The following is a 26,180-nucleotide window of genomic DNA, read 5'->3' as shown; positions in this document are numbered from 1 at the left end:
ATTTGCATAACTTTAACCATTCATAGTATTAAAGGTGACTTTTTTATTTTACCTCATAATAGACGGGAAAAGTACCGTTTTCTTTTTCACGTCATAAATCCCTTTTTGAGTAACACGTATATAAGGTAAATGAGTAGAAGAGAAGAATAATAAACTATAAATAGGATCATCATGCTTATAACCACGGTCGCGTAATAAAGCTACTAATTTTTTTTCTTGCTCCATGATGACTTCCATAGGTTTATCAGACATCATCCCTAATAAAGGTAATTCTATATTACCAATGATTTCTCCGCCTTCAGCTAGAGTAATCCCTCCACCTTGTAATTTCATTTGATTAAAGGCGCAAACCATGTCAGAAATGTTCTTTCCAATTAAAATAATATCACCCGTATTTGAATACGAGCTTGCAAGCCCTGATATTTTATGAGCAAAGCGTTTAATCATCGTCGTAATTTGCCATTTACCATGTCTGTCGATTAAGGCAAAAAAGCATTCATCGTGTTCATCGCTTAATTCCGTAACAGTCGCATCAATCGAAATATGGTAAGGCTTTAAAATAACAGAGTTCACCATTTCAATTCCCATTGGCATTGAAAAATGTAACTCATCCTCTTTAAGCTCCCATTGAATATTTAAAGGCTCCACCCCATAGTCAGACCAAGGAAAGCTTTCATCTTCAGGATAGCTTTGACCTTCTCTAACGATCCACTGCCCTTTTGACAGAACTGAAATAGGATTTGGGTTTTCAATTGAATCCAGGAAGTTTAAATTAGCCAATCTTCCAGGAGCAATCATGCCTTGCTTGCTTTCTAAATGATAATATTTGGCTACATTAAAGCTAGCCATATGATAGGCATCAATAGGTGGTATTCCGTGCTCAATAGCAATTTTAATTAAATGATTCATAACCCCTGGTTCGTAAAAAGAAGGCGGAGAGCCATCGGTCGTCATCAAACAACGATCAAAGGTATCAAGACCTAACTCTTTTAATTCTGTAATCATCTTACCTAAATCCGGTCTTATTGAAGAATGTCTCAAAGAAGTATAGTAACCTAAATCTATTCTTTTTAAGGCTTCTTCTCCTGTCATTGCTTCGTGGTCCGCTGTGACTCCAACAAGAGCCATCTGTGTTAACGTTTTCTCAGAGGCTCCAGGGAAATGTCCTTCTATTGGTTTACCAAGTCTTTTCGTTTCCTGAATCCAATGAAGGATAGCATCATCACCATTTAATACTTTTGGCCAAGAGGTTAACTCTCCACCCTGTAAAACTAAATGGTGCTCCAGCCACTCTTTCATTTTCGAATTAGAAATCGTTTCATGATTATTTAATTCTGTTTGCGTATCATACCGGCACCACCAGTACATGGAAATAGGCGTTTCATCCAGTTTATTTATAAGAGAAAGCGCTTTCTTTTTTTCAAGTGCCATTAAAAATAATAAATTATCATTGATGAATGTAGTTGTTCCTGTTAAAGATGCATACTTTGAAAAGCTCTGGGGATTATATAACTGAAATGGATGAGCATGGTGTTCTATATATCCAGGTACAATAAAACGATTGCTACAATCTATAACCTCAGCATCATGTAAAGTAGGTGGCATTTCCTTACCTACATAAACAATGGTATCTTTAGAAATCCATATATTAGCCTTAAGCCATTTCTGACGAGCTTGATTTAAATAAGTTGCATTCTTTAAAACAAGTGAAGGTGCTTGTTCACCACGAACAACAGCGAGCTGATGTCTTAGCTTTTTTTTCGTCCATCGATACAATCTCTCTGCCATAGTACAAATCACTCATTTCTACAATCGGTTTTTTATATCGTAACACATAATAGACAAAACTCTAACTAATATGTAACATGTTTTAACACAATTTTTAAAAAGTCATCATTTCGTAACATTATCACAAGAAAAAACTTGTTACATATAGTTGTTAAGCGTTTACATAATGATGCTTTGTAGGGGGTGAATGAACGAGTATGAAACAAAATGTCGGAATCGTAGATGCTTTGATTCGCATTACTATAGGTCTGGTTATTTTGACTTGGTCAGTCTCAAAAGGATGTTCTAAACACTCAAAAGGATTTCCTTTACTTTCAAGCCTTATAGGTGCTATGAAGGTAGCTGAAGGTATTACAAAATTTTGTCCAATTATTTATATAGCCGAAAAACGAAACTCTCAAGCCGATATCAACCCAAACAATGAGTTTAATCCCAGCTAAAATAAAACCATAGAAAAACAGCATGACTATTCATATGAATAATCATGCTGTTTTATTCTGGAAAATCAACCAAAAACCTCTTTACAATTGTGTAACAGAAAATTACTTATTTTGTGAGGAGGTTGTTACTTCAATAGCTTTTTGGCCAATATCATTTCGATAAAATAAACCTTCTGACTGAATAAGCTTTACTTGGCTATAGGCAGCAGCTTGGGCATCTTCTATTGTTTTACCTTTTGAGGCTACTAGAAGGACTCTTCCCCCGTTTGTGTGCCAATCATTGTTACTTCTTTTTGTACCAGCATGGAAAACTAAATGTGGTTCTTCTACACTTTCTAAATTCCTAATTTCTATCCCTTTTTCATAAGTGTTTGGGTAACCTTTACTAGCCATGACTATGCCTAGTACGGCTTCTTCTGACCACTTTAATTCCGGCTTCTCTCCTTTTAATAAAGAGAGTAATAAATCAAATAAATCTGATTCTAATCTTGGTAAAACCACCTGAGTCTCAGGATCTCCAAACCGTACATTAAACTCAATAACCTTAGGTCCTTCAGCAGTCATCATTAAGCCTGCATATAAGATTCCTGTAAAAGGACGATCTTCGTTAATCATTGCTTGCGCCATTGGCTGTAAAATCTCATCGACGGCTCGAGCAACATCACTTTCATCGAATTGTGGTACAGGGGAGTAAGCACCCATTCCTCCAGTATTGGGACCGTTATCTCCATCAAAGGCACGCTTATGATCCTGTGCGCCTACCATTGGGATAACAATATCTTCATGGACAAAGGCCATTAAGGACAGCTCTTCTCCTTCTAAATACTCTTCTATTACTACTTGCTCACTCGCTTGACCAAAGGAATGATCTAATAGCATGGAAGACAATGCATGTAATGCTTCTTCCTCTGTCATTGCCACAACCACGCCTTTGCCTGCTGCTAATCCATCTGCTTTTATAACGATTGGTGCACCTTGTTTTTTAACATAGTTGACCGCTTCGTCATATCGAGTAAAAGTAGCGTAAGCACCTGTTGGAATATGATATTTTTGCATGATCTCTTTAGCAAATGTTTTACTACCTTCTAATAAAGCGGCTTTTTTCGATGGACCAAAAGCAACCATTCCAGCAGCCTTAAAATCATCGACTAATCCAGCTAAAAGCGGAACCTCTGGACCAACAAAAACTAAGTCTATCTCTTCTTGCTTTGCCCACTCAATCATTTTCGGATGGTCATTCTCGGCAATGTTAATCATTGTCGCAACATCTGACATACCTGCATTACCAGGAGCTACAAACACTTGAGAAACATTTTGACTTTTAGAAAATTTCCAAGCAATCGTATGCTCTCTTCCGCCGCTCCCCACTACTAGAACTTTCATGAAATTTCCTCCCTCTAGCTTTCTCTTTATCCGCACAATAAAATAGGTGATGATTGTGCTTAATGCTTAAAGTGACGAACTCCTGTAAATACCATCGCGATACCATACTTATTAGCCATTTTTATTGAATCCTCATCTTTAATAGAGCCTCCTGGCTGAATAATGGCCTTAACGCCAGCTTTCCCAGCTTCCTCTACTGTATCACCCATAGGGAAAAAGGCATCAGAGCCTAACACAGCACCGTTGGAACGCTCACCTGCTTGCTCAATTGCAATTTTGGCTGCTCCGACTCGGTTCATTTGACCTGCACCGATCCCAACTGTCATTTCTTCATTAGTCAAAACGATCGCATTAGATTTTACATGCTTCACTACATTCCAAGCTAACTTTAGGGCTGTCCACTCTGATTCACTTGGCTTTCTTTCAGTTGGAACCGTAATAGTGGCATCATCTAAATGAAAACGATCCTCTCCCTGTACTAATAGCCCTCCGTGAATTGAAGTTAGCATCCTTTCAGGTTGAGCTTGGTTTTTCCAGGCAATTTTTAATAAGCGAAGATTTTTCTTTGTTGTTAATACCTCTAAAGCTTCCTCATTAAAAGCAGGAGCAATAATCACTTCTAAGAAAATCTCCTTCATTTTCAAAGCAGTCTCTTTGTCTACCTCTCTATTTAAAGCAATAATTCCACCAAAAATTGAAACAGGATCCGCCTCGTATGCAGCATCAAAGGCAGCCTCTATACTTTGACCAGTACCAACGCCACAAGGATTCATATGCTTAACAGCAACTGCTGTCGGGCATTCAAATTCTTTCACGATCGCTAGTGCCGCATCAGCATCTTTTATATTATTATAAGAAAGCTCTTTTCCATGAATCTGTTCAGCCTTCGCTATCGAATGGTTATCACTAATCGGCTTTTCATAAAATACTGCCTGTTGATGTGGATTTTCTCCATATCTTAAATCTTGTTTTTTATTGTAGGTAACCGTTAATGTTTCAGGATTTTCCTCACCTACTGCTGCTGTTAAATATTCTGCAATTAAAGCATCATAGCTAGCAGTATGACGATACACCTTTGCAGCTAGTCTTTTTCTCGTTTCTAAAGTTGTATCTCCTGTTTTTAACTCTGCAACCACTTTCTGATAATCAGAGGGATCAACGACAACGGTAACATGTGCATGATTTTTGGCAGCAGAGCGAAGCATGCTAGGCCCGCCAATATCAATATTTTCAATAGCATCAGCAAAGGTCGATTGTGGATTTTCAATCGTTTGCTGAAAAGGATAAAGATTTACACACACGACATCTATCGGAGCAATATCGTGCTCTTCTATTTGGTCTATATGCTCTTTTTTATCTCTCATTGCAAGTAAACCACCATGAATATTCGGGTGAAGCGTTTTAACACGACCATCTAAAATCTCTGGAAAACCCGTTACTTCTGATATCCCGGTAACTGGGATGCCTGCATTTTCAATCGCACGTTTCGTTCCCCCAGTGGACACTACTTCGAAGTCTAATTCCACTAAATCTCTCACGAATTCAAGAATTCCTTCTTTATCAGATACACTTACTAATGCTCGACGTTTACTCATTTGTCTCTCCCCCTACCTTGCGTTCAGAAAAAATTTTTTGCAGTGTTTTAGGATAGAGTCGATGCTCCACCTGCTGGATTTTTTTCGTTAATGTTTCTCTCGTTTCATTGTAGTCAATTGAAACGGTTTCCTGAGCTACAATCGGTCCAGTATCCATGCCTTCATCTACATAATGAATCGTTACACCTGTTTCTTTCACTTTTGCATCAAAAGCTTGTCCGATTGCATCCAATCCCGGAAATGCTGGTAGAAGTGAAGGGTGGATATTAACTATTTTCCCTTCGTATTCCCCTAGCATAGTCGATCCAATTAAACGCATATAACCAGCTAATACAATAAAATCAATTTGCTCTCTTCTTAATAGAGAAATAATTTCTTCTTCATATTTTTGTTTTGAAGAATAGGTCTTTGGTTGAAAAAGTACACATGGAATACCGAGTCTTTCAGCACGTTCAAACACTTTAGCATGGGGCTTGTCACAAATAATTAGCGCAGCTTCTGCATCAAGCTCTCCTACTTTAATGGATTGGATAATGGCTTCCGCATTCGATCCACTACCAGAAGCAAAGATAGCTAATTTCATTCGTCAATGCCCCCTATGATTACACCTTCACCTTTGACAATTTCACCAATTACATAGGCTTTTTCGCCAAGCTCATTTAATTGTTGCACAACCTCATCTTTTTCCTCTTTTGGAACAACAACTGCCATTCCGATCCCCATATTAAATGTAGAAAAAAGCTCTTTTTCGGTTAGTTTTCCATACTCTTGAAGAATGGAGAATATTTTAGGCACTGGCCAAGCATGCTGTTTAATACGGATTCCTAAATCTCTTGTAAGCATTCTTGGTAGATTTTCATAAAAGCCTCCACCCGTTATATGTGAAATTCCATGAACTGTATATTTTTTAAGTAATGATAGGATAGACTTTACATATATTTTGGTCGGTGTTAAAAGCTCTTCACCTAAAGGTTTTTCTAAATCAGGAAGCTTATCCTGTAATGATAACTGAGCATCTTCAAGTAAAATCTTGCGTACTAAAGAAAATCCGTTACTATGCAAACCACTTGATGCTAATCCTATTACAACATCGCCTTCTGATATCTTTTCTCCTGTAATTAATTCCTGCTTCTCGACGGCTCCTACTGCAAAACCAGCCAAATCATATTCATCAATATCATACATTCCTGGCATTTCTGCTGTTTCTCCACCAATTAATGCACATCCTGCTTGCTCGCAGCCATCAGCGAATCCTTTGACGATCGCCTCGATTCTTTCCGGAATCGCTTTTCCGCAAGCTAAGTAGTCTAGAAGGTATAAAGGTTCTGCTCCTTGAACGACAATGTCATTCACACACATGGCAACAGCATCAATCCCAATAGTGTCATGCTTATCCATTAGAAATGCGAGCATTAATTTTGTTCCAACACCATCTGTACCTGAAACTAGCATAGGCTCCTTCAAATTTAATTGAGATAAATCAAATAGTCCTCCAAATCCACCTAGCCCACCTACCACACCTAAGCGGTTTGTTCTTTCCACATGACTTTTCATACGATTTACGGCTTCGTAGCCAGCCTCTATATCAACCCCAGCTTTTTTATAAGCTTCTGACATTTGGATTGCCTCCTAAAGTGATTACTAATTTATTTATGCTTTGGCGTGCGGATGTAATGTATCTGAATAAATTTCTGTTGGATACTGTCCAGTAAAACAAGCTAAGCACTGCCCACAATTAGGCTCAGAATCTGAGCGCCCTATTCCCTTCATTAAGCCTTCTGTCGATAAAAATGATAATGAGTCCGCACCCATTATATCTCTCATCTCTTCAATTGAGTGATTGGAAGCAATTAATTCCTCTGTCGTAGAAGTATCAATTCCATAAAAGCACGGGTTTTTAATAGGAGGAGAGCTAATCCGAACATGTACCTCAAGAGCTCCCGCTTCTCTAAGCATGTTAACAATTCTTCTACTCGTTGTCCCTCTAACGATACTATCATCGATCATGACGACTCTTTTGCCTTCTACCACACCACGAACGGCTGAGAGCTTCATTTTAACGCCCTGCTCTCTTAACTCTTGTGAAGGCTGAATAAATGTTCTGCCCACGTAGCGATTTTTAATCAAACCGAGTTCATACGGAAGTCCTGTCTGCTCGGCATATCCAATAGCAGCCGAGATACTTGAATCCGGCACCCCAGTCACTACATCTGCTTCTATAGGGGATTCTAAAGCTAGCTGTTTCCCCAAATTCTTTCTAGCCGTATGAACGTTAATTTCGTCTACATTACTATCAGGTCTTGCAAAATAAACGTATTCCATACTACAAATGGCACGATTCGTTTTATGAACAAATCTCGTAGAACGAAGTCCATGCTCATCAATAATTACTAACTCACCTGGCTCGACCTCTCTTTCATAGGTCGCTCCAATAACATCAAAAGCACAAGTTTCAGAGGCTACTACATAAGCATCACCTAAGCGTCCAATAGAAAGAGGACGCAGACCGTTAGGATCTAAAGCAACCATTAATTGTTTTTCATTCATGATCGTAAAGGCGTAGGCTCCCTTTAGCATGGCTAATGAATTCCTGAGCTGCTCTTCAAGTGCATAAAAACCACTTCGTTTAATAAGATGCGCTAATACCTCAGTATCTGATGTAGATTGAAAAATACTTCCCTGTGCTTCTAATTGATTCTTTAAATTGTTAGCATTTACAAGGTTTCCATTATGAGCAATGGCCAATCCTCCCGTTTGTGAGCGAAAGAGAAGCGGTTGTACATTGACTAAACCGCCTCCTCCTGCTGTTGCATAACGAACATGCCCAATGGCAGAGGTACCTTGTAAATCCTGAAATGTATCTGGCTGAAACACTTCATTTAATAAACCTAAGCCTTTATGAATTTTTAATTGCTCTCCGTTAGAAACGACTATTCCGGCACCTTCTTGTCCTCTGTGCTGAAGGCTATGAAGACCATAATACGTAATTTGCGCAGCATCCTTATGCCCCCATATTCCAAAAACTCCACACTCTTCATTTAAGCCTTTGATTTCAGCAAACATGGAATAGCTCCTTTCCAAGCTTTTACGATTTCATCCTGAGTTGCTTCTAATAATGCCTTCCCTTGATTATCCGTTATCTCAAGTTTTGGAGTACTTGTTACTTCACCAATTAACGTTGCTTGAATGATATTTTCAAATGATTGGCGATTCTCATTTTTTACCGTCACAATAAAGCGTGACTGACTCTCACTAAATAAGTTCGTAACCGCTTCTCCTGTTAAAGAGACTTTGGCTCCTACATTTCCTGATGTCATACATTCAGCTAAAGCTACGCTAATCCCACCTTCACTTACATCATGGGCTGAAGCCACTAAACCAGCTTGGATCGCTTGTAATAATTGTTTTTGTCTTTCTTTTTCTACTTTTAAATTTAATTCTGGTGCTTTCCCTGAAATTTTGCCTTCGAGAAGCTTTTGTAGCTCACTACCAGCAAATTCTGCTTTAGTATCACCTATTAAATAAATCAGATCGCCTGAATCTTTAAATGCTTGAGTCGTAATATGCTCTTGTTTTTCAATTAAACCTACCATCCCAATTACAGGAGTTGGATAAATCGCTTCTCCATTCGTTTCATTGTATAAAGAAACATTCCCCCCAATAACCGGTGTTTCTAACTCACGGCAAGCTTCACTCATACCATCAGTCGATTTTTCTAATTGCCAAAAAATTTCGGGCTTATCAGGACTTCCGTAATTTAAACAATCCGTTACACCAAGAGGTACTCCACCGGAACACACAATATTACGAGCAGCTTCCGCCACAGCTATTTGACCACCCACTTCTGGATCTAAGTATAGATAGCGTGAGTTACAGTCAGTAGTCATAGCCAACGATTTTTCCGTTCCTCGAATTCGAACGACAGCTGCATCAGACCCTGGACTAACGACCGTATTTGTTTGAACCATATAATCGTATTGATCATACACCCACTCTTTGCTTGCAATGGTAGGCTGAGCTAATAATTGCAATAAGGTTTCTTTATAATCATCCACAACCGGCAACTTTTGCTCTAATTGTTGAAATGTTTCATAATAAGCTGGAACTTTAGATGGCTTATGATAGACAGGTGCATCCTCTGCAAGAGCATCTACTGGAATATTAGCAACAAGTTCTCCTTTATGAAGTAAACGAAGGTGCTTATCATCGGTTACATGACCAACCTCAGCCCATAAAAGTCCCCAGCGCTCTACGATTTTTTTAATTTCATCTTCTTCCCCTTTTTTTACAACTAAAAGCATTCTTTCTTGGGATTCGGATAACATCATTTCGTATGGAGTCATCCCCGTTTCCCTTTGTGGAATGAGGTCCAAATTCATTTCAATTCCAGAACCTGCTTTACTTGCCATTTCAGCTGATGAGGAAGTTAAGCCAGCAGCACCCATATCCTGAATCCCTATTAAAGAATCACAATGCACAAGCTCTAAACAGGCTTCTAATAGGAGCTTTTCCATAAATGGATCGCCTACTTGAACAGCTGGTCGTTTCGCTTCTGAGCCTTCGCTTAATTCCTCCGAAGCGAAGGTGGCTCCATGTATTCCATCTCGACCTGTACTTGCTCCTACGTACATAACCGTATTTCCTACACCTTTTGCCTGACCCTTTTGAATATCTTTATGGTCTATTAATCCTACACACATCGCATTTACTAATGGATTTCCGTCGTAGCACGGATCAAATTGAATTTCTCCACCTACTGTTGGAACCCCTACACAATTGCCGTATCCAGCAATTCCTGCTACAACTTCTTCAAAAAGATAACGAACTTTAGGAGAGGTTAATTCTCCAAAACGTAAAGAGTTTAAAATCGAAATTGGACGAGCTCCCATGGAGAATACATCACGAAGTATTCCTCCAACACCTGTGGCAGCACCTTGGTAAGGCTCGATTGCAGAAGGATGATTATGACTTTCTATTTTAAAAACAACGGCTTGTTCATCGCCTATGTCAATAATACCTGCTCCTTCTCCTGGACCTTGTAATACCTTTTCACCATCAACAGGGAATTTTTTTAAGAGAACCTTCGAATTCTTGTAACTACAGTGTTCTGACCACATCACTGAAAAAATACCTGTTTCCGTATAATTAGGTGTGCGTCCAAGAATGGATTCTACAAGTGCAAATTCTTCATCTGTTAAACCCATTTCTTGATATAGTTTATCGGCCTTTACTTGCACTGATGTTGGCTCAAGCTGTTGTAACATGAGATTCCCTCCAATTTCGTAAAATCGATTGAAATAATTTAAGTCCGTCTTCACTTCCGAGCAAGGATTCTACTGCACGCTCTGGATGTGGCATCATACCCAGTACATTGCCTTGCTTGTTAGTAATTCCAGCAATTTGGTTTCTAGAGCCATTAATAGAGTCTACATAACGAAAGACCACTTGTTTATTTTCTTCTAACTCTGATAGAATCGTTTCATCACACTCATAATTTCCCTCACCATGAGCAACAGGAATCGTAATCTTTTCCCCTTCTTCATATGAGCTTGTAAATAGTGTATTTGTATTTTCAACCTTTAAATCAACTGGTCGGCAAATGAATTTTAGCCCTTCATTTCGTTTCATCGCCCCTGGTAACAGACCTGCTTCTAATAAAATTTGGAATCCATTACATACTCCTAAAACAGGCTTACCAGCTTGAGCCGCTTCTATGACTGCACCCATAATTTTAGAAAAACGCGCAATAGCACCAGAGCGCAAATAATCACCATACGAGAAGCCACCTGGTAATAGAATACCGTCAAAACCATCTAATGATGTTTCGTCATGCCACACATATTCGACATCGGCTCCTAATCCATCCTTAATTGCGTGATACATGTCTGAGTCACAATTTGAACCAGGAAAAACGATTACCGCAAATTTCATGATGGCACAACCTCCTCAATTTCGAAGCGATAATCTTCAATCACTGTATTAGCGAGTAACTTTTCACACATTTCTTTCACTCTTTGCTCTAGGTTTTCTGTGCTTTTTACTTGTAATTCTAAATATTTACCAATTCTTACTTCTTCCACTTCATTATAGTTCATCGTGTGTAAAGAATGTTTCACCGCTACCCCTTGTGGATCTAATACACTTTGTCTTAATGTTACGTATACCTTTACTTTGAACATGATTGGCCTCCTAAACGAGTTAAAATTTCTTGATAACCTGCTTGTAAATTCCCAATATTTCGTCTAAATAAATCTTTATCAAACCGTTCATTTGTATGCTGGTCCCAAAGCCGACAAGTATCAGGGGAAATTTCATCTGCTAATAACAATTGCCCATCCTTTGTTCGACCGAATTCAAGCTTAAAATCTACTAGGCGGATATCAATCTTTGAAAATAACGTTAATAGATGCGTATTAACAGATGAAGCCATAATCTTTAACTGAGAAACCTCTTCTTCACTAGCTGCTTGCAACAAATCTATATGTTCTTCAGTTATAAGTGGATCTCCCAACTCATCGTCCTTGTAATAGAATTCAACAATCGGCTTGGAAAGTGGTGTTCCTTCTTCTATTCCTAATCTCTTTGCCATACTTCCTGCGACAATATTGCGGACTACTACTTCAAGTGGAACTATCTCAACCTTTTGAACGAGCTGTTCTGTCTCTGAAAGTCTTTTAATAAAGTGACTATTCATTCCTTCTTCAGACAGCTGAGAGAATATTAGAGAGGAAATCTCATTATTTAGTCTAGCTTTTCCTTCTAATACATCTTTCTTTTCTCCATTAAAAGCTGTCGCATCATCTTTATAGACAACCCAAAGGACATCCGTATCATCTGTTGCATATATTCTTTTCGCTTTTCCTTCATATAGGAGCTGTTGTTTTTCCATTATGAACCTCCGCTCATTACAATGATTTGACGTTATCCAACCTGTTAAAAATTCTTTAGTAGTTAAATCAATTTCATCATTCATATCTTATAATGAAAATCGAACGATTAGGTTTTTTGATTTCACTTTAGATAGATGCTTTCCCAAGGGCTTGTCTTCAGCTAATCCTTTGGGAGTCTCTACCTACCCTTTCAATCAATAAGTGATGCTGAGATAAAAGGATGGCTCTTATTTTTCAGCATCACTCATTACTTAACAAACAAGACTACTATTTATTAATCATTAAGACCTAAACGGGAAAAGATTGTATCTACATATTTGAGGTGATGCTCATAGTTAAAGCAATCTTCAATTTCCTCTGGCGATAATACAGAAGTAATTTTCTCCTCTGCTTCAATCAACTCTCTGAATTGAATGCCTTTTTCCCAAGCTTCCATCGCCTTAGGTTGTACAAGATCGTATGCTTCTTCACGTACAAAGCCTTTATCTATGAGTGATAGTAATACTCTTTGAGAGTAGATTAATCCATAAGTACGTGTCATATTTCGCTTCATATTTTCTGGAAAGACGGTTAAATTCTTTACAATGTTTCCAAAGCGGTTCAGCATATAGTTAAGAGCAATCGTTATATCTGGTAGGATAATTCGCTCAGCTGATGAATGAGAAATGTCGCGTTCGTGCCATAGTGGAACATTTTCATAAGCCGTTAACATATGTCCTCTAATTACTCGTGCTAACCCCGTCATATTCTCTGAGCCAATCGGGTTACGTTTATGTGGCATCGCAGAAGAGCCTTTTTGCCCTTTCGCAAAAGCTTCCTCAACTTCTCGTGTTTCACTTTTTTGTAGTCCGCGAATTTCCACTGCAAACTTTTCAATAGAAGTAGCAATGAGTGCTAAAGCACTCACATATTGAGCATGACGATCACGCTGTAGCGTTTGAGTAGAAATTGGAGCTGCCTCTAAACCAAGCTTTTCACATACTAATTGCTCTACCTCTGGGTCAATATTTGCATAGGTACCTACCGCACCTGAAAGCTTACCAACTCGAACAGCTTCTGCTGCATGCTTGAAACGTTCGATATTTCTTTTCATTTCCTCATACCATAAGCCAAGCTTTAAACCAAAAGTTGTTGGCTCAGCATGTACACCGTGTGTACGCCCCATCATTACCGTGTATTTGTGCTCTTTTGCTTTTACTTTTATAATTTCTAGAAAATTTTCTAAATCTTTATATAAAATTTCATTTGCTTGTTTTAGTAAATAGGAAAGCGCCGTATCTACAACATCCGTAGAGGTTAAGCCATAGTGTACCCACTTTCTCTCTTCTCCTAATGTTTCTGAAACAGCTCTCGTAAAAGCGACCACATCATGGCGCGTTTCTTGTTCTATCTCTAAAATCCGATCAACATTAAAGCTTGCATTGTCGCGAATTTTTTTAACATCCTCTTTTGGGATCTCTCCTAACTCTGCCCAAGCCTCACAGGCTACTATTTCAACCTCTAACCAAGCCTGGTAACGATTTTGCTCTGTCCAAATCTTTCCCATCTCAGGGCGTGTATAACGTTCTATCATGACTTCTCCTCCATTTATGTAATAATTACTCTCCTATTATGCTAGAGTATCAAGCTTTTGCAAAGCCTCTTCCACACTTTCTGCCATTACGGTTAAATGTCCCATTTTTCTTTTTGATTTCGGCTCATGCTTTCCATACAAATGAAGCTTGCAATCATTAAATTCTGATATTTGTTCTAGCTTTACTGCAAAGTCATCTCCAAGAATATTTTCCATTACAACCGGTTTGTGCAAAGTTGTTTCTCCTAGTGGCCACCCACAAATCGCTCGAATGTGCTGTTCAAATTGTGATGTTTCACAAGCCTCGATCGTATAGTGACCTGAATTGTGAGGACGTGGAGCTAGCTCATTTACAAAAATCGTTCCATCTTCTTTTACAAAAAATTCAACAGCCAATGTTCCTACTAATTGAAAGCCGTTAGCTAACGTAATAGCCATCTCGCTCGCTTTCTCTTGAATTTGTTGTTCAATTCTAGCAGGAACAATAGAACGATATAATATATTTTCACGATGAATATTTTCAGCAACTGGAAAGGTTTTGGTTTCACCTGTTGTTGAACGAGTGACGATGACGGAGATTTCACATTGAAATGGTATCCAAGCTTCGATTACTAATTCCGAAAAAGCCGATAATTGCTGAAAAGCATCCTTTAATTCCTGCTCGCTCCGTACGACTACCTGACCTTTTCCGTCATAGCCACCTCTACATGTTTTTACCACTGCTGGAAAACCGATTTTCTCTATCGCTTGACTTAGCATTTTCTCAGAGGTTAGGGCCATGTAAGGAGCCACTTCCACTCCTAGTGATTGAATCGCTTCTTTTTCTTTAAGTCGATGCTGAGAGATTTTAAGTAACTCATGTCCTTGTGGAAAGTAACTTTTCTCGGCAATCCATGAGGCTGTTTGTTGGTCTATATTTTCAAATTCATATGTGATAATATCTGACACTTCCGAAAGCACACGTGCACCTTCTACATCATCGTAGTGAGCTTCTATAGCTTGGTCAGCCACTTGTGCACAAGGTGAATCTTGCGTTGGCTCTAAGACAGCAATTCGATACCCTTGTTGCTTTGCGGCTATTGCCATCATTCTTCCTAATTGTCCACCACCAATAATACCGATCGTTGCCCCAGGCTTAATGATCCTGCTCATAGTGTCTCACTGCTTTCTAGCACCTGCTGTTCTATGCTTTTACGTCTATTATTTATTCGCTCAGCGATTTCAGATTGAAATGCACCTATTATTTGCGCTGCTAAAAGTCCTGCATTCGTTGCTCCAGCCTTTCCAATTGCAACTGTAGCAACAGGAATACCTCCAGGCATTTGTACGATTGATAACAATGAATCCAATCCTTGTAGAGCTTTAGACTGGACAGGAACACCAATAACCGGAAGCGTTGTTTTAGCGGCAACCATTCCAGGTAAATGAGCAGCTCCGCCAGCTCCGGCTATAATAACCTTTAAACCCCTATCTCTCGCGTTTTCGGCATATTCAAACATTAAATCAGGTGTTCGGTGTGCAGATACAACTTTTTTTTCAAAAGGAATATCTAACTCTTCTAATACGTCACAAGTCCATTTCATGGTCTCCCAATCTGATGAACTTCCCATAATCACTCCGATAAGCGGCTCCATCCAAATCTCTCCCTTACCCAGCTTTCTTATTTCTTTTTCAGTTCCGACAAAAAAAAGCATAGAATGGTATTCTTTTTCTTCAAATCGAGAGAAAGTAAGCCAATTCTACGCTTATATACAAACATCATGCCATTCAAAAAAAGATGAATGCAAAAACACTTTCGCTCATAGTCTAATAATTTACGGTCATTAGGTAGAAACTTTTGGGCCATATTCCCAAGGATTATATGAGGCTATTCGTTTTTTTGTTCTTTTCACCTTCATCTTACAAGCATATTTGTCTATTGTCAACAAAAAGTCGAACATTATAATTTACATCTATTTTCATTGTTCGTCTTCTATTAAATGACCTTCAAATATGATTACCTGACGAATAGGCTCATAGTCGATATGATGTCCTTGTTTTTTTTCAGCAAATACTGGTTTTTCTATTCTTCTTACCGGTGTATAACCCGACTCCTTCATTCTTTCAATACATTCAGATACAGTTTCTCCCTCTTGTACTTCAAATTTCATTTTCTTTCTCTTCACCCAGCATCATCCATTCTCTATATGTAGTGTCACTTATATTTTATGTGTATGATTCATGAATAGCAAATGCATGAATATTAATCATTTTCTAATGAATCAGTTGTAGGAATAAATCTCTTTCTTTCAGAAAACACTTCCTCATAATTCGTATGATTGCGAAGTGCCATCTCTTCAATCTTAATTCTTTTAGATAAAATGAGTCCATTCAAAATAGTAAATAGAGCAGCCGTCCAGTAAGCCTGAAAGATAAGAGGCAATGCTAGAATTTCAAGCATCACTATTACATAATTAGGATGCCGAATAAATTGATAAGGTCCTTTCGTAATAACTTTAGCTCCTGGCAAAATCATAATTCGAGTATTCCAAAATTCTCCTAATGAATGTATCGCCCAAACCCTTCCAGCTTGTGCAATCATAAATAGGCTAAATGGCACGTACCACCAAGGAGCAAATTCTTTTTGAAATATGATGACTTCTAATAATAAAAATAATAAAAAGCTACTATGTAGTAAAACTAAATAACGATAATGACTACGCCCTACCTCATAGCCGCCATTTTTTAATATCCATTTCTTATTACGTTCAGCAATCATTAGTTCAACCAATCGTTGAAGTGCAACCATAAGTAATAAAATAACAACCATTAAAATCAATGTAACCCCTCCCAACTTATTAATACTAGCTCTGAACAAAAACCAGGTCCTAGAGAAGCCATTAAACCTATATCTCCAGATTGAAAGGTCTGCTTCATAAATTTCTCTAACACATATAACACGGTAGGAGAGGACATATTTCCGTTCTTTCTCAGTACCTCCTTAGATATTGCTGTTTTTTCCTCTTTTATACCTAATGATGTTTCATAAGCTTCCAATACCTTTCTGCCACCAGGATGAGCGATAAAAGCTGTAATTTGCTCGAGCTGTAAATGGTGCTTTTCTAAGAAATCAGTCACATTCGGCTTTAACCATTTCTCTATAATGGAAGGAATATCTCTTGAAAAAACAACGTGCAAGCCCGTATCCTTCACATCCCAGCCCATTACTTCCTCAGAGTCAGGCATCAATGTCGATTGCACGTCAATAATTTTCGGTTTAAGTGCTAACCTTGATTTCATCAGTAATTCCGAGTGCTCTCCACAGACTAAAGCGGTTGCGACACCATCAGCAAACAAGGACGTTCCTATTAAATTACTTTTCGTTTTATCTCCTCGTTGAAAGGTTAAACTACATAACTCGACACAGCATACAAGAACATTTTGCTTTGGAAAGGCTTTACAATACTCGAAGGCTCTACTAATACCTGCAGCTCCTCCTGCACAACCCAATCCCCATATCGGAATTCTTTTCGTATGAGGTGAAAAAGGCATTTTGTTCATAATTCTAGCCTCGATGCTAGGTGTTGACATCCCTGAGCTTGTCACAAAAATAATCGCATCGATCTCACTTTCTTTGACTGCTGATTGAAGGAAATGTTTATTAGTTAAACATTCTTCTATAGACTGCACACCATACTCTGTCGCTTTTTCAATAAATAAGTCATTTCTTTCTTTTAAACTGTGATTTTCCTTAAACCATTCAATTGAATTTGTGAAATTTCGTTCATCAATCCATCCATTTTCAAAAACCGGCAATAAACGCTCGATGTCTTTAAAGCTACTACTAAATAATTCTCTTGCAAATTCCATTGTTAAGGATTGGTCAAGCTTATTTGGGGGATCCAAAGTGCCAACAGATAATATACTTCCCATATCTATACTCCTATCCATTGTAAGATAGTTTATTTTTTCCATTTAATGACCAATTATTCACATGACAAGACGATTATCACTCCCCTTATTAACTTTTCATCTAAATAAAAAAACTGACAGCAAAAGCTACCAGTTTTTAATGCTATTTACTTTATTTCTGAAGTTTTCTTTGGAAGCTCTCTCTCCAGTCCTCGGATAACTGTCTAACAGCGGTTAGTCTCTCCCAGTCCTCACGAGTCGCATCCTTCCAATATTTTGCCTTGTTCACTTCTAAAACCGTTGGATTTCCATCTATTCTTTCAATAAGCTCCAAATCATCTCCAAGACTAATCTCTCCATCTTGAAGAACTCTCGCATAATACCCACTGATTCCTTTTTCGTTAACCCATAAAGGCATTTTCGGTTCATTATGCTTTAATCCCAGCTTAAAGCAAGGAGATCTTGGCTGACTTATTTCGATGATAATTTCTCCTACTTTATATTGATCACCGATTTGGACATCTTCTTCAAGTAAACCTGAAACCATTAGATTTTCTCCAAACGCTGATAGTCCTGGACTTTTCCCGAGCTTTTCTTCCCAGTAAGGATAATGCTCTGCAGGGTACATACATAAGGCCATATCGATTCCACCATGGTGAACTCGGTCCGACTGAGTATCGCCAATAATTCCTAATTCATTTACTTGAACCGTTGAAAATAGTGGCTCTTTATAGATGCTAGTTTTAACTGGTTTTCCCTTCATCATTATTTCCCTAGGCTTTCCGATATATAATCCCTCTATCCTCATTGTTATCCTCCCTTATTGACTTCTTTTAATTTTTACATTTTATTCGGTGCTTTGATTCCTAATAAGCGTAAGCCTTCTTTTAAGACCAGCGTAACAGCCTTTACAAGTGCCAATCGAGAAAATAGCTCTTCATCTTGTGTGAGAATTTTCGTTTGACTATAGTACTTATTAAATTCTTGTGCTAGCTCCAAAACATATTTGGCTAATTTAGATGGGTCTCTTTTAAGGAAACCTCTCTCTACGTTCTCAGGAAACTGAGCTAGCTTCATAATCACGTGCCAGCTATAAGAATCATCTAAGCCCATTATATCATTAACATTCCATTCAAAAGAATCAGCTTTTGTTAAGATGGAACAGGCTCTCGCATGAGTATATTGAACATAAGGCCCTGTTGTTCCTTCAAATCGAAGCATATCCTGTAATGAAAACTCTACATTATTTTGCTTTTCATTTTTTAGATCATGGAAAATAATCGCCCCTACCCCTACTTCTTTAGCCACTTCTTTTTTATTGCTCAGACCTGGATTCTTTTCATTTATACTCTTTTCTGCAAGTTCAATCGCTTCATTTATTACTTCTTCTAATAAGATGACTCGACCTTTTCGAGTCGACATTTTTTTCCCATCCTTTAATATAAATCCAAATGAAATGTGTTCTAGTGCTTCAAACCAACTATAGCCCATTTTCTTTAACACTAATTTGATTTGTTGAAAGTGTAGGCTTTGTTCGTGACCTACAATATAAAAAGATTGAGCAAAGGAATAATTTCTTTTTCTATAAATAGCGGCTGCAAGATCTCTAGTCGCATACAAAGTAGCTCCATCCGATTTTCGTATTAGACAAGGAGGCAAGTCGTACTGATTAAGGGAGATGACATCAGCTCCATCTGAACTTTCCAAAATCTCCTTTTTTTCCATTTCCTTTATAACTTCTTCCATTTTATCATTATAAAACGCCTCACCGTGATAGGAATCAAATCGTACATCTAAAAGCTGATATATTTTTTCAAATTCCTTAACCGACTCTTCTCTAAACCATTTCCAGAGAGTGATAGCTTCCTGATCATTGTCTTCTAGTTTTTTAAACCATTCTCTTGCTTCATCTTCAAGGGCTGTTGTTTGATTAGCCTCTTCATGGAATTTCACATATAAGTGTAGCAATTCTTTAATCGGTTGATTCTGAACCTTCTTTTCATGTCCCCATTTCTTATAGGCTACAATTAACTTACCAAATTGAGTACCCCAATCTCCAAGATGATTAATTCGAATAACATGATAACCATTTTTTTCTGCCAAGTTTGCTATCGAATTCCCAATAACGGTCGAGCGAAGGTGGCCCATAGAGAAAGGCTTTGCAATATTTGGAGAAGAATAATCAATCGTAATCACTTTTCCCTTACCTGTTTGATAAGTGCCGTAATTCTCTTCTTTCTCCAAAACTTCTCCGATAATACTGGTGCTAACTGTTTTTTTATTTAGAAAGAAATTTAAGTACGGACCATCAGCTACTATTTTGGAAAAATCATTCGATTGAATTTTTTCCGACAGCTCTTTAGCGATTAGATGTGGTGGTTTTTTCCATATTTTTGAGAGAATAAAGCAAGGGAATGCCCAATCTCCTTGCTGATCAAGCTTCGGTCTCTCTAATACTTTGGTCAGCTCCTCTTTACTTAAAATAGATAAATTTTCTTGTAATAGGTCGATCACGATTTTTTTCGTGTTCATTCTCCAGCCATCTCCTTTTATCCATATAAAAAAGCCTCGTCTCAAAATAAGAGACGAGGCTAACCCGCGGTACCACTCTATTTGTTCAATACAAACATGAACCTACTTTAAGCTGAAATAACGGTTAGCGAACCGGTCATCCCTACTTATTTTCGGGCTAACATCTCAAAAGTGCGCTTCATTATGACTTCAATATTAGGCTCACACCAACCCTAATTCGCTATAAGATCATTCATAACTACTCTCTTTATCACAGATTTATATTTTTTGATAGTATACTTAATAATCCGCCGTATAGCAACTGATTTTTCTGAAATTAGTCCATTTGAATTTGATTACTATATGGTTCAGTTTCCATCATTTGATCATCTGTATATTCAATTCCATAGTAATAAAGAGTATCTCCCATTAGCTCCATATGAATAATTTGAATTTCGTTATCATAATTTGTTAATTCTTCTACCTCTTCCGTCTCTATATTTATTTTAAATACATTACCACCAACTGAGACGGTACCATGAGCGAATCCTTTTATCATATAGATATGCTGATCGTCAAAGTCCCAAATGACTCTTTTTGGCGTTTCATTTTCTGTAGCTTCAGCTATTATTTTCTGTTCTCCACTGATTAAATCAACAAGGTACACATCTCCTAATGTTTCAAAATCATCTGGAGATATATATAATGCCTTCGTTGCTTCTAGGTTTTTCACTGGAATACTAGCGGTCTCTTTAGTAAGGGTTTCAATTTCTCCAGACGGATGAATTAATTCTATGCTAAACTCCTGGGGATTATAACGGATGTCAAATAATTCGACACTCGACTCACTCGCACCACTTCTATCGATATACTTAATCGGCTCATATAATGAATCCATTTGATTATTTTCTTCCTCAGACTTTGAGACTAATGACTCTTCTTGTTCTCCTGTAGTCTGTTCACTATTTGCATCATCTAAATCTTTTTCAGCAACATTATCCTCGTTATGTTCTAAATCTGATGATTCACTTGCACCATTTGTTAACTCTACTGTACTTTGCTGATCCTGCTGACCACAAGCTACTAAAACAAAAAGCATAATCGTTATCATCAAGAATGGTTTCATGTTCATCCTCCTTTTTTATAAATCCCTTCCCTTTTTGTTCCATTTATAATCTTTTATGTCATAATAAATACAGAAGAAAATGTTGGAGTTGATTCAATGCTAAGTTTACAACAAATAAGTAGTATTAGCTTTCTTACCCTTTTATTATTATCACATTCAACAGCTCCCGAATTTACTTGGCCTCATCATAAAGTAGATATTGTATATGACTTTATCAATTATTTAGAGGAAGAAGTATATAGTGAGCAAGTTTATTTATATCATCTCAATACCAACCGTGTTGTCTATAAAAAAAATGAACAACAAAGAGTTCCTGTTGCTTCTTTAACTAAAATCATGACCACATTAATAGCTATTGAGCAGCTTCAAGAGGAAAGCCTAAATAAAAAAATGACCGTTCCAGAGGATATTTTCCCCATGATAATCGATAGAAATTTATCAGTAGCCGGATATTCTCCTAATGAAGAGGTGGAAGCTATCGATTTACTATATGGAACCATGCTTCCTTCAGGAGCGGATGCTTCCATTAGTTTGGCTATTGGTTTATCAGGAACTGAGCAAGAGTTTATTAGACCCATGAATCAAAAAGCGGAGCAGCTAAAAATGGGTAATACCCATTTTTCTAACGTGACTGGAATGGATCAAGATCACCATTATTCAACGGTTGAAGATATGGCCATCTTACTAAAATATGCCCTTAATAACCCATTATTTAAAGATGTTTTTTCAAGTGAAAATTATTCTACAGCAAGCACTAATTTATCAAACGAAGGTTTGTCTTTTCAAAGTCGTATGTTTCATTTATTAGAACAGCAAGAACTAAACGAAAATATCGAATTTATTGGTGGTAAAACAGGCTTTACCAATCAAGCTGGCCTTTGTTTAGCTAGCTATGTTATGATCAACAGCTCAGAAGAGTATCTTTTAATCACAACCGGTGCAGATGGAAACACTCAAACACCACCTTATCATACGAACGATGCTATTACTATTTACAATCAATTAGTTTATTAAATTATTCCATTTTAGATAAGTCTGTATCGGTCCAGAGACATAAAGAACGAATGATTCTACAAATATTAGTGCCCGGCTATTCGCTTCCCCAGACAATTCGCGTTTGGTTGGGAGCTGCCGAATGAATTTTTTTAAATGTGGATTTCGACATGGCCAATTTCTCCCACGGGAGTCTCCGTGCCTTGTGTCCGCTAGCTACTCCTTCTACCCTTTCAAAAAAAACCTTCCTTCTCTCGCAGTAAACTCCTAGCTGAACCTTCGGTTCAACTATACAAAAAAGCACAACCTCTAAAGGTTGTGCTTTTATCGCCTGGCAACGTCCTACTCTTGCAGGGGAACTACCATTGGCGCTGAAGAGCTTAACGGCCGTGTTCGGCATGGGAACGGGTGTGACCTCTTCGCTATCGCCACCAGACTATTTTTTTGGCTGCAGATWAGCGGCGTCCTTCTTCGTTAACGGCTCTCCTTCMRTCATGTCACGTATKTGGATACGTTCCATTCTTTCAGTCGATGGTTGCCTCGAATGACTTGCTTCTCTTTGCCAAATRTTTGAACTCAGATYAGCGGCGTCGTAAGACGAGCTTCTCTTTGCCAAATGGACTTGAATCACCGGTAAAAGGATTACTCGGTTTTATAGCCATTTTATCATGAGAGAATTCTCTCAAAACTAGATAATATGGAAAACAGAATGAATATCAAGAAATATAGGATAAGTCCTCGACCGATTAGTATCTGTCAGCTTCACGTTTGAGAGAATTCTCTCAAAACTAGATAATATGGAAAACAGAATGAATATCAAGAAATATAGGATAAGTCCTCGACCGATTAGTATCTGTCAGCTTCACGTGTCGCCACGCTTCCACACCAGACCTATCAACCTCATCATCTCTAAGGGGTCTTACTGGATTAACTCCATGGGAAATCTCATCTTGAGGGGGGCTTCATGCTTAGATGCTTTCAGCACTTATCCCGTCCACACGTAGCTACCCAGCGATGCTCCTGGCGGAACAACTGGTACACCAGCGGTGTGTCCATCCCGGTCCTCTCGTACTAAGGACAGCTCCTCTCAAATTTCCTGCGCCCGCGACGGATAGGGACCGAACTGTCTCACGACGTTCTGAACCCAGCTCGCGTACCGCTTTAATGGGCGAACAGCCCAACCCTTGGGACCTACTTCAGCCCCAGGATGCGATGAGCCGACATCGAGGTGCCAAACCTCCCCGTCGATGTGGACTCTTGGGGGAGATAAGCCTGTTATCCCCAGGGTAGCTTTTATCCGTTGAGCGATGGCCCTTCCATGCGGAACCACCGGATCACTAAGCCCGACTTTCGTCCCTGCTCGACTTGTAGGTCTCGCAGTCAAGCTCCCTTTTGCCTTTGCACTCTACGAATGATTTCCAACCATTCTGAGGGAACCTTTGGGCGCCTCCGTTACTGTTTAGGAGGCGACCGCCCCAGTCAAACTGCCCACCTGACACTGTCCCTGAACCGGATCACGGTTCGAGGTTAGAATGTCAGCACAGTCAGGGTAGTATCCCACCGACGCCTCCACCGAAGCTAGCGCTCCGGCTTCCAAGGCTCCTACCTATCCTGTACAAACTGTACCAACATCCAATATCAAGCTACAGTAAAGCTCCATGGGGTCTTTCCGTCCTGTCGCGGGTAACCTGCATCTTCACAGGTACTATAATTTCACCGGGTCTCTCGTTGAGACAGTATCCAAATCGTTACACCATTCGTGCGGGTCGGAACTTACCCGACAAGGAATTTCGCTACCTTAGGACCGTTATAGTTACGGCCGCCGTTTACTGGGGCTTCAATTCAGAGCTTCTCCCRAAGGATAACCCCTCCTCTTAACCTTCCAGCACCGGGCAGGTGTCAGCCCCTATACTTCGCCTTGCGGCTTCGCAGAGACCTGTGTTTTTGCTAAACAGTCGCTTGGATCTTTTCACTGCGGCTCTCTCGGGCATACACCCTAACAGAGCACCCCTTCTCCCGAAGTTACGGGGTCATTTTGCCGAGTTCCTTAACGAGAGTTCTCCCGAGCGTCTTAGAATTCTCTTCTCGCCTACCTGTGTCGGTTTGCGGTACGGGCACCTCACACCTCGCTAGAGGCTTTTCTTGGCAGTGTAGAATCAGGAACTTCGGTACTATTTTCCCTCGCCATCACAGCTCAGCCTTCACAAGAAGCGGATTTGCCTACTTCTTAGCCTAACTGCTTGGACGCGCATCCATCAGCGCGCTTACCCTATCTTTCTGCGTCCCCCCATTGCTCAAACGGTGAGGAGGTGGTACAGGAATTTCCACCTGTTGTCCATCGCCTACGCTTTTCAGCCTCGGCTTAGGTCCCGACTAACCCTGAGCGGACGAGCCTTCCTCAGGAAACCTTGGGCTTTCGACGGAGGGGATTCTCACCCCTCTTTTCGCTACTCATACCGGCATTCTCACTTCTAAGCGCTCCACCAGTCCTCTCGGTCTGACTTCACCGCCCTTAGAACGCTCCCCTACCACTCACACCATACGGTGTGAATCCATAGCTTCGGTGATACGTTTAGCCCCGGTACATTTTCGGCGCAGAGTCACTCGACCAGTGAGCTATTACGCACTCTTTAAATGGTGGCTGCTTCTAAGCCAACATCCTGGTTGTCTAAGCAACTCCACATCCTTTTCCACTTAACGTATACTTGGGGACCTTAGCTGATGGTCTGGGCTGTTTCCCTCTTGACTACGGATCTTAGCACTCGCAGTCTGACTCCCGAGGATAAGTAATTGGCATTCGGAGTTTGACTGAATTCGGTAATCCTGTGGGGACCCCTAGTCCAATCAGTGCTCTACCTCCAATACTCTCACCTCGAGGCTAGCCCTAAAGCTATTTCGGGGAGAACCAGCTATTTCCGAGTTCGATTGGCATTTCACCCCTACCCACACCTCATCCCCGCATTTTTCAACATGCGTGGGTTCGGGCCTCCATTCAGTGTTACCTGAACTTCACCCTGGACATGGGTAGATCACACGGTTTCGGGTCTACGACGGCGTACTTCTTCGCCCTATTCAGACTCGCTTTCGCTACGGCTCCGCCTTATCAGCTTAACCTTGCACGACATCGTAACTCGCCGGTTCATTCTACAAAAGGCACGCTGTCACCCATTAACGGGCTCCAACTAGTTGTAGGCACACGGTTTCAGGATCTCTTTCACTCCCCTTCCGGGGTGCTTTTCACCTTTCCCTCACGGTACTGGTTCACTATCGGTCACTAGGGAGTATTTAGCCTTGGGAGATGGTCCTCCCGGATTCCGACGGGGTTTCACGTGTCCCGCCGTACTCAGGATCCACTCTGGAGGAAACGAAGTTTCGGCTACGGGGTTGTTACCCTCTCTGACGGACCTTTCCAGGTCGCTTCACCTACTCCGTTTCTTTTTGACTCCGTATAGAGTGTCCTACAACCCCAAGAGGCAAGCCTCTTGGTTTGGGCTGTTTCCGTTTCGCTCGCCGCTACTCAGGAAATCGCATTTGCTTTCTCTTCCTCTGGGTACTTAGATGTTTCAGTTCCCCAGGTCTGCCTCCTCATATCCTATGTATTCAGATATGGGTACTATCCCATTACGGATAGTGGGTTCCCCCATTCGGATATCCCCGCTTCAAAGCTTACTTACAGCTCCACGAGGCGTTTCGCCGTTCGTCGCGTCCTTCTTCGGCTCCTAGTGCCAAGGCATTCACCGTGCGCCCTTTCTAACTTAACCTTATTACTTCAGATCTCCTTCGCATCTTTTTGTCCTCTTCATGTTTCTCGGTCATGTCATGTACCGATGTACATTCCATTCCTCGAACACTCGAGTCCTCAATCTGCTCGAATCTCTTTGTAATTAATTATCAAAAAGGTTTGATATGAATTCTTGACATTCTCGTTTGTCTATCGTTATAGACTCCGATGAATTTCTGTTTTCTTCTATTATCTAGTTTTCAAAGAAC

21 protein-coding genes, 2 rRNA genes, 1 riboswitch and 1 other annotated feature are annotated in these 26,180 nt (G+C 39.6%); of the genes, 2 read left to right on the top strand and 21 right to left on the bottom strand.

Going from position 1 to position 26,180, the window contains the following annotated elements; genetic code table 11:
• Positions 1 to 48: 48 nt before the first annotated feature.
• The gene (locus tag AZF04_RS15555; RefSeq protein WP_045484857.1) at positions 49 to 1,788 is read right to left on the bottom strand and encodes an adenine deaminase C-terminal domain-containing protein; all 1,740 of its coding nucleotides are present in this window, start codon (positions 1,786 to 1,788) and stop codon (positions 49 to 51) included.
• Between the two features lie 197 nt (positions 1,789 to 1,985).
• On the opposite strand from AZF04_RS15555, the gene AZF04_RS15550 reads away from it, so the two are divergent.
• Positions 1,986 to 2,228 carry a YgaP family membrane protein gene (locus AZF04_RS15550; protein ID WP_061949521.1) on the top strand — a complete coding sequence of 81 codons (243 nt, stop codon included), beginning with the start codon at positions 1,986 to 1,988 and terminating at the stop codon, positions 2,226 to 2,228.
• Positions 2,229 to 2,330: 102 nt separating this feature from the next.
• Here the strand turns inward: AZF04_RS15550 and purD are convergent, their stop codons facing one another.
• The 18 genes from purD to AZF04_RS15460 all read right to left on the bottom strand — a co-directional run bounded on the left by purD (position 2,331) and on the right by AZF04_RS15460 (position 21,197).
• Positions 2,331 to 3,611: a phosphoribosylamine--glycine ligase gene (gene purD / locus AZF04_RS15545; protein WP_061949520.1), complete on the bottom strand. Its 1,281-nt coding sequence runs from the start codon at positions 3,609 to 3,611 to the stop codon at positions 2,331 to 2,333.
• Positions 3,612 to 3,670: 59 nt separating this feature from the next.
• Entirely contained in the window at positions 3,671 to 5,206 is a 1,536-nt protein-coding gene (gene purH, locus AZF04_RS15540) for a bifunctional phosphoribosylaminoimidazolecarboxamide formyltransferase/IMP cyclohydrolase (RefSeq protein WP_061949519.1), read from the bottom strand.
• Entirely contained in the window at positions 5,199 to 5,789 is a 591-nt protein-coding gene (gene purN, locus AZF04_RS15535; protein WP_061949518.1) for a phosphoribosylglycinamide formyltransferase, read from the bottom strand. The genes purH and purN overlap by 8 nt, the downstream gene beginning before the upstream one ends.
• A complete protein-coding gene (gene purM / locus AZF04_RS15530; protein WP_061949517.1) occupies positions 5,786 to 6,823 on the bottom strand; it encodes a phosphoribosylformylglycinamidine cyclo-ligase in 1,038 nt (345 codons plus the stop codon). Before purM ends, purN begins: the two co-directional genes overlap by 4 nt.
• A 33-nt stretch (positions 6,824 to 6,856) precedes the next feature.
• Positions 6,857 to 8,269, bottom strand: coding sequence for an amidophosphoribosyltransferase (gene purF, locus AZF04_RS15525; RefSeq protein ID WP_061949516.1), 1,413 nt, complete (start codon positions 8,267 to 8,269; stop codon positions 6,857 to 6,859).
• Entirely contained in the window at positions 8,245 to 10,470 is a 2,226-nt protein-coding gene (gene purL, locus AZF04_RS15520; protein ID WP_061949515.1) for a phosphoribosylformylglycinamidine synthase subunit PurL, read from the bottom strand. Before purL ends, purF begins: the two co-directional genes overlap by 25 nt.
• Positions 10,454 to 11,137: a phosphoribosylformylglycinamidine synthase subunit PurQ gene (purQ, locus tag AZF04_RS15515; protein WP_061949514.1), complete on the bottom strand. Its 684-nt coding sequence runs from the start codon at positions 11,135 to 11,137 to the stop codon at positions 10,454 to 10,456. Before purQ ends, purL begins: the two co-directional genes overlap by 17 nt.
• Positions 11,134 to 11,385, bottom strand: a complete 252-nt coding sequence (gene purS, locus AZF04_RS15510; protein WP_045484884.1) for a phosphoribosylformylglycinamidine synthase subunit PurS — start codon at positions 11,383 to 11,385, stop codon at positions 11,134 to 11,136. Before purS ends, purQ begins: the two co-directional genes overlap by 4 nt.
• Positions 11,373 to 12,095, bottom strand: a complete 723-nt coding sequence (gene purC / locus AZF04_RS15505; protein ID WP_061949513.1) for a phosphoribosylaminoimidazolesuccinocarboxamide synthase — start codon at positions 12,093 to 12,095, stop codon at positions 11,373 to 11,375. The genes purS and purC overlap by 13 nt, the downstream gene beginning before the upstream one ends.
• A gap of 275 nt (positions 12,096 to 12,370) precedes the next feature.
• Positions 12,371 to 13,669, bottom strand: coding sequence for an adenylosuccinate lyase (purB, locus tag AZF04_RS15500; RefSeq protein WP_045484890.1), 1,299 nt, complete (start codon positions 13,667 to 13,669; stop codon positions 12,371 to 12,373).
• Positions 13,670 to 13,705: 36 nt separating this feature from the next.
• Entirely contained in the window at positions 13,706 to 14,821 is a 1,116-nt protein-coding gene (gene purK / locus AZF04_RS15495; RefSeq protein WP_061949512.1) for a 5-(carboxyamino)imidazole ribonucleotide synthase, read from the bottom strand.
• Entirely contained in the window at positions 14,818 to 15,303 is a 486-nt protein-coding gene (gene purE, locus AZF04_RS15490; RefSeq protein ID WP_061949702.1) for a 5-(carboxyamino)imidazole ribonucleotide mutase, read from the bottom strand. The genes purK and purE overlap by 4 nt, the downstream gene beginning before the upstream one ends.
• Positions 15,304 to 15,451: 148 nt before the next feature.
• Positions 15,452 to 15,554: riboswitch (purine riboswitch) on the bottom strand.
• Positions 15,555 to 15,627: 73 nt separating this feature from the next.
• A complete protein-coding gene (locus tag AZF04_RS15485; protein ID WP_045484906.1) occupies positions 15,628 to 15,819 on the bottom strand; it encodes an NETI motif-containing protein in 192 nt (63 codons plus the stop codon).
• Positions 15,820 to 15,911: 92 nt separating this feature from the next.
• A complete protein-coding gene (locus AZF04_RS15480; protein WP_061949701.1) occupies positions 15,912 to 16,478 on the bottom strand; it encodes an isoprenylcysteine carboxyl methyltransferase family protein in 567 nt (188 codons plus the stop codon).
• A gap of 5 nt (positions 16,479 to 16,483) precedes the next feature.
• On the bottom strand, positions 16,484 to 17,581 hold the full coding sequence (locus tag AZF04_RS15475) for a type III polyketide synthase (protein ID WP_061949511.1): 1,098 nt from the start codon (positions 17,579 to 17,581) through the stop codon (positions 16,484 to 16,486).
• Between the two features lie 151 nt (positions 17,582 to 17,732).
• A complete protein-coding gene (locus AZF04_RS15470; RefSeq protein ID WP_064504187.1) occupies positions 17,733 to 18,368 on the bottom strand; it encodes an MOSC domain-containing protein in 636 nt (211 codons plus the stop codon).
• Positions 18,369 to 18,400: 32 nt separating this feature from the next.
• Positions 18,401 to 20,092, bottom strand: a complete 1,692-nt coding sequence (gene argS, locus AZF04_RS15465; protein ID WP_061949509.1) for an arginine--tRNA ligase — start codon at positions 20,090 to 20,092, stop codon at positions 18,401 to 18,403.
• Positions 20,093 to 20,138: 46 nt separating this feature from the next.
• Positions 20,139 to 20,355, bottom strand: a binding site (T-box leader).
• 53 nt (positions 20,356 to 20,408) lie between these two features.
• Positions 20,409 to 21,197 carry a DUF4652 domain-containing protein gene (locus AZF04_RS15460; protein ID WP_061949508.1) on the bottom strand — a complete coding sequence of 263 codons (789 nt, stop codon included), beginning with the start codon at positions 21,195 to 21,197 and terminating at the stop codon, positions 20,409 to 20,411.
• 96 nt (positions 21,198 to 21,293) lie between these two features.
• On the opposite strand from AZF04_RS15460, the gene AZF04_RS15455 reads away from it, so the two are divergent.
• The gene (locus AZF04_RS15455) at positions 21,294 to 22,211 is read left to right on the top strand and encodes a D-alanyl-D-alanine carboxypeptidase family protein (RefSeq protein ID WP_061949507.1); all 918 of its coding nucleotides are present in this window, start codon (positions 21,294 to 21,296) and stop codon (positions 22,209 to 22,211) included.
• Positions 22,212 to 22,519: 308 nt separating this feature from the next.
• Here the strand turns inward: AZF04_RS15455 and rrf are convergent.
• Both rrf and AZF04_RS15445 read right to left on the bottom strand, forming a co-directional pair.
• A 5S ribosomal RNA gene (gene rrf, locus AZF04_RS15450) occupies positions 22,520 to 22,626 on the bottom strand.
• A 390-nt stretch (positions 22,627 to 23,016) separates the two neighbouring features.
• Positions 23,017 to 25,951: ribosomal RNA gene (locus AZF04_RS15445) — 23S ribosomal RNA — on the bottom strand.
• Positions 25,952 to 26,180: the final 229 nt, after the last annotated feature.

Origin of the sequence: Alkalihalobacillus trypoxylicola (assembly GCF_001590785.1) — a bacterium.
GTDB classification, from domain to species: domain Bacteria; phylum Bacillota; class Bacilli; order Bacillales; family Bacillaceae_D; genus Alkalihalobacillus; species Alkalihalobacillus trypoxylicola.
This window is presented reverse-complemented; position numbering and strand designations above follow the sequence as displayed.

What these genes read in the sequence shown, in the direction of transcription:
- AZF04_RS15460 (WP_061949508.1), bottom strand. Translation starts at nt 21,197, where the DNA reads ATGAAACCATTCTTGATGATAACGATTATGCTTTTTGTTTTAGTAGCT.
- AZF04_RS15480 (WP_061949701.1), bottom strand. Translation starts at nt 16,478, where the DNA reads ATGGTTGTTATTTTATTACTTATGGTTGCACTTCAACGATTGGTTGAA.
- argS (WP_061949509.1), bottom strand. Translation starts at nt 20,092, where the DNA reads ATGAACACGAAAAAAATCGTGATCGACCTATTACAAGAAAATTTATCT.
- AZF04_RS15555 (WP_045484857.1), bottom strand. Translation starts at nt 1,788, where the DNA reads ATGGCAGAGAGATTGTATCGATGGACGAAAAAAAAGCTAAGACATCAG.
- purH (WP_061949519.1), bottom strand. Translation starts at nt 5,206, where the DNA reads ATGAGTAAACGTCGAGCATTAGTAAGTGTATCTGATAAAGAAGGAATT.
- purB (WP_045484890.1), bottom strand. Translation starts at nt 13,669, where the DNA reads ATGATAGAACGTTATACACGCCCTGAGATGGGAAAGATTTGGACAGAG.
- AZF04_RS15475 (WP_061949511.1), bottom strand. Translation starts at nt 17,581, where the DNA reads ATGGGAAGTATATTATCTGTTGGCACTTTGGATCCCCCAAATAAGCTT.
- purM (WP_061949517.1), bottom strand. Translation starts at nt 6,823, where the DNA reads ATGTCAGAAGCTTATAAAAAAGCTGGGGTTGATATAGAGGCTGGCTAC.
- AZF04_RS15550 (WP_061949521.1), top strand. Translation starts at nt 1,986, where the DNA reads ATGAAACAAAATGTCGGAATCGTAGATGCTTTGATTCGCATTACTATA.
- AZF04_RS15470 (WP_064504187.1), bottom strand. Translation starts at nt 18,368, where the DNA reads ATGAGGATAGAGGGATTATATATCGGAAAGCCTAGGGAAATAATGATG.
- purF (WP_061949516.1), bottom strand. Translation starts at nt 8,269, where the DNA reads ATGTTTGCTGAAATCAAAGGCTTAAATGAAGAGTGTGGAGTTTTTGGA.
- purL (WP_061949515.1), bottom strand. Translation starts at nt 10,470, where the DNA reads ATGTTACAACAGCTTGAGCCAACATCAGTGCAAGTAAAGGCCGATAAA.
- purE (WP_061949702.1), bottom strand. Translation starts at nt 15,303, where the DNA reads ATGGAGCCGCTTATCGGAGTGATTATGGGAAGTTCATCAGATTGGGAG.
- purD (WP_061949520.1), bottom strand. Translation starts at nt 3,611, where the DNA reads ATGAAAGTTCTAGTAGTGGGGAGCGGCGGAAGAGAGCATACGATTGCT.
- AZF04_RS15485 (WP_045484906.1), bottom strand. Translation starts at nt 15,819, where the DNA reads ATGAAATTTGAAGTACAAGAGGGAGAAACTGTATCTGAATGTATTGAA.
- purC (WP_061949513.1), bottom strand. Translation starts at nt 12,095, where the DNA reads ATGGAAAAACAACAGCTCCTATATGAAGGAAAAGCGAAAAGAATATAT.
- purN (WP_061949518.1), bottom strand. Translation starts at nt 5,789, where the DNA reads ATGAAATTAGCTATCTTTGCTTCTGGTAGTGGATCGAATGCGGAAGCC.
- AZF04_RS15455 (WP_061949507.1), top strand. Translation starts at nt 21,294, where the DNA reads ATGCTAAGTTTACAACAAATAAGTAGTATTAGCTTTCTTACCCTTTTA.
- purS (WP_045484884.1), bottom strand. Translation starts at nt 11,385, where the DNA reads ATGTTCAAAGTAAAGGTATACGTAACATTAAGACAAAGTGTATTAGAT.
- purQ (WP_061949514.1), bottom strand. Translation starts at nt 11,137, where the DNA reads ATGAAATTTGCGGTAATCGTTTTTCCTGGTTCAAATTGTGACTCAGAC.
- purK (WP_061949512.1), bottom strand. Translation starts at nt 14,821, where the DNA reads ATGAGCAGGATCATTAAGCCTGGGGCAACGATCGGTATTATTGGTGGT.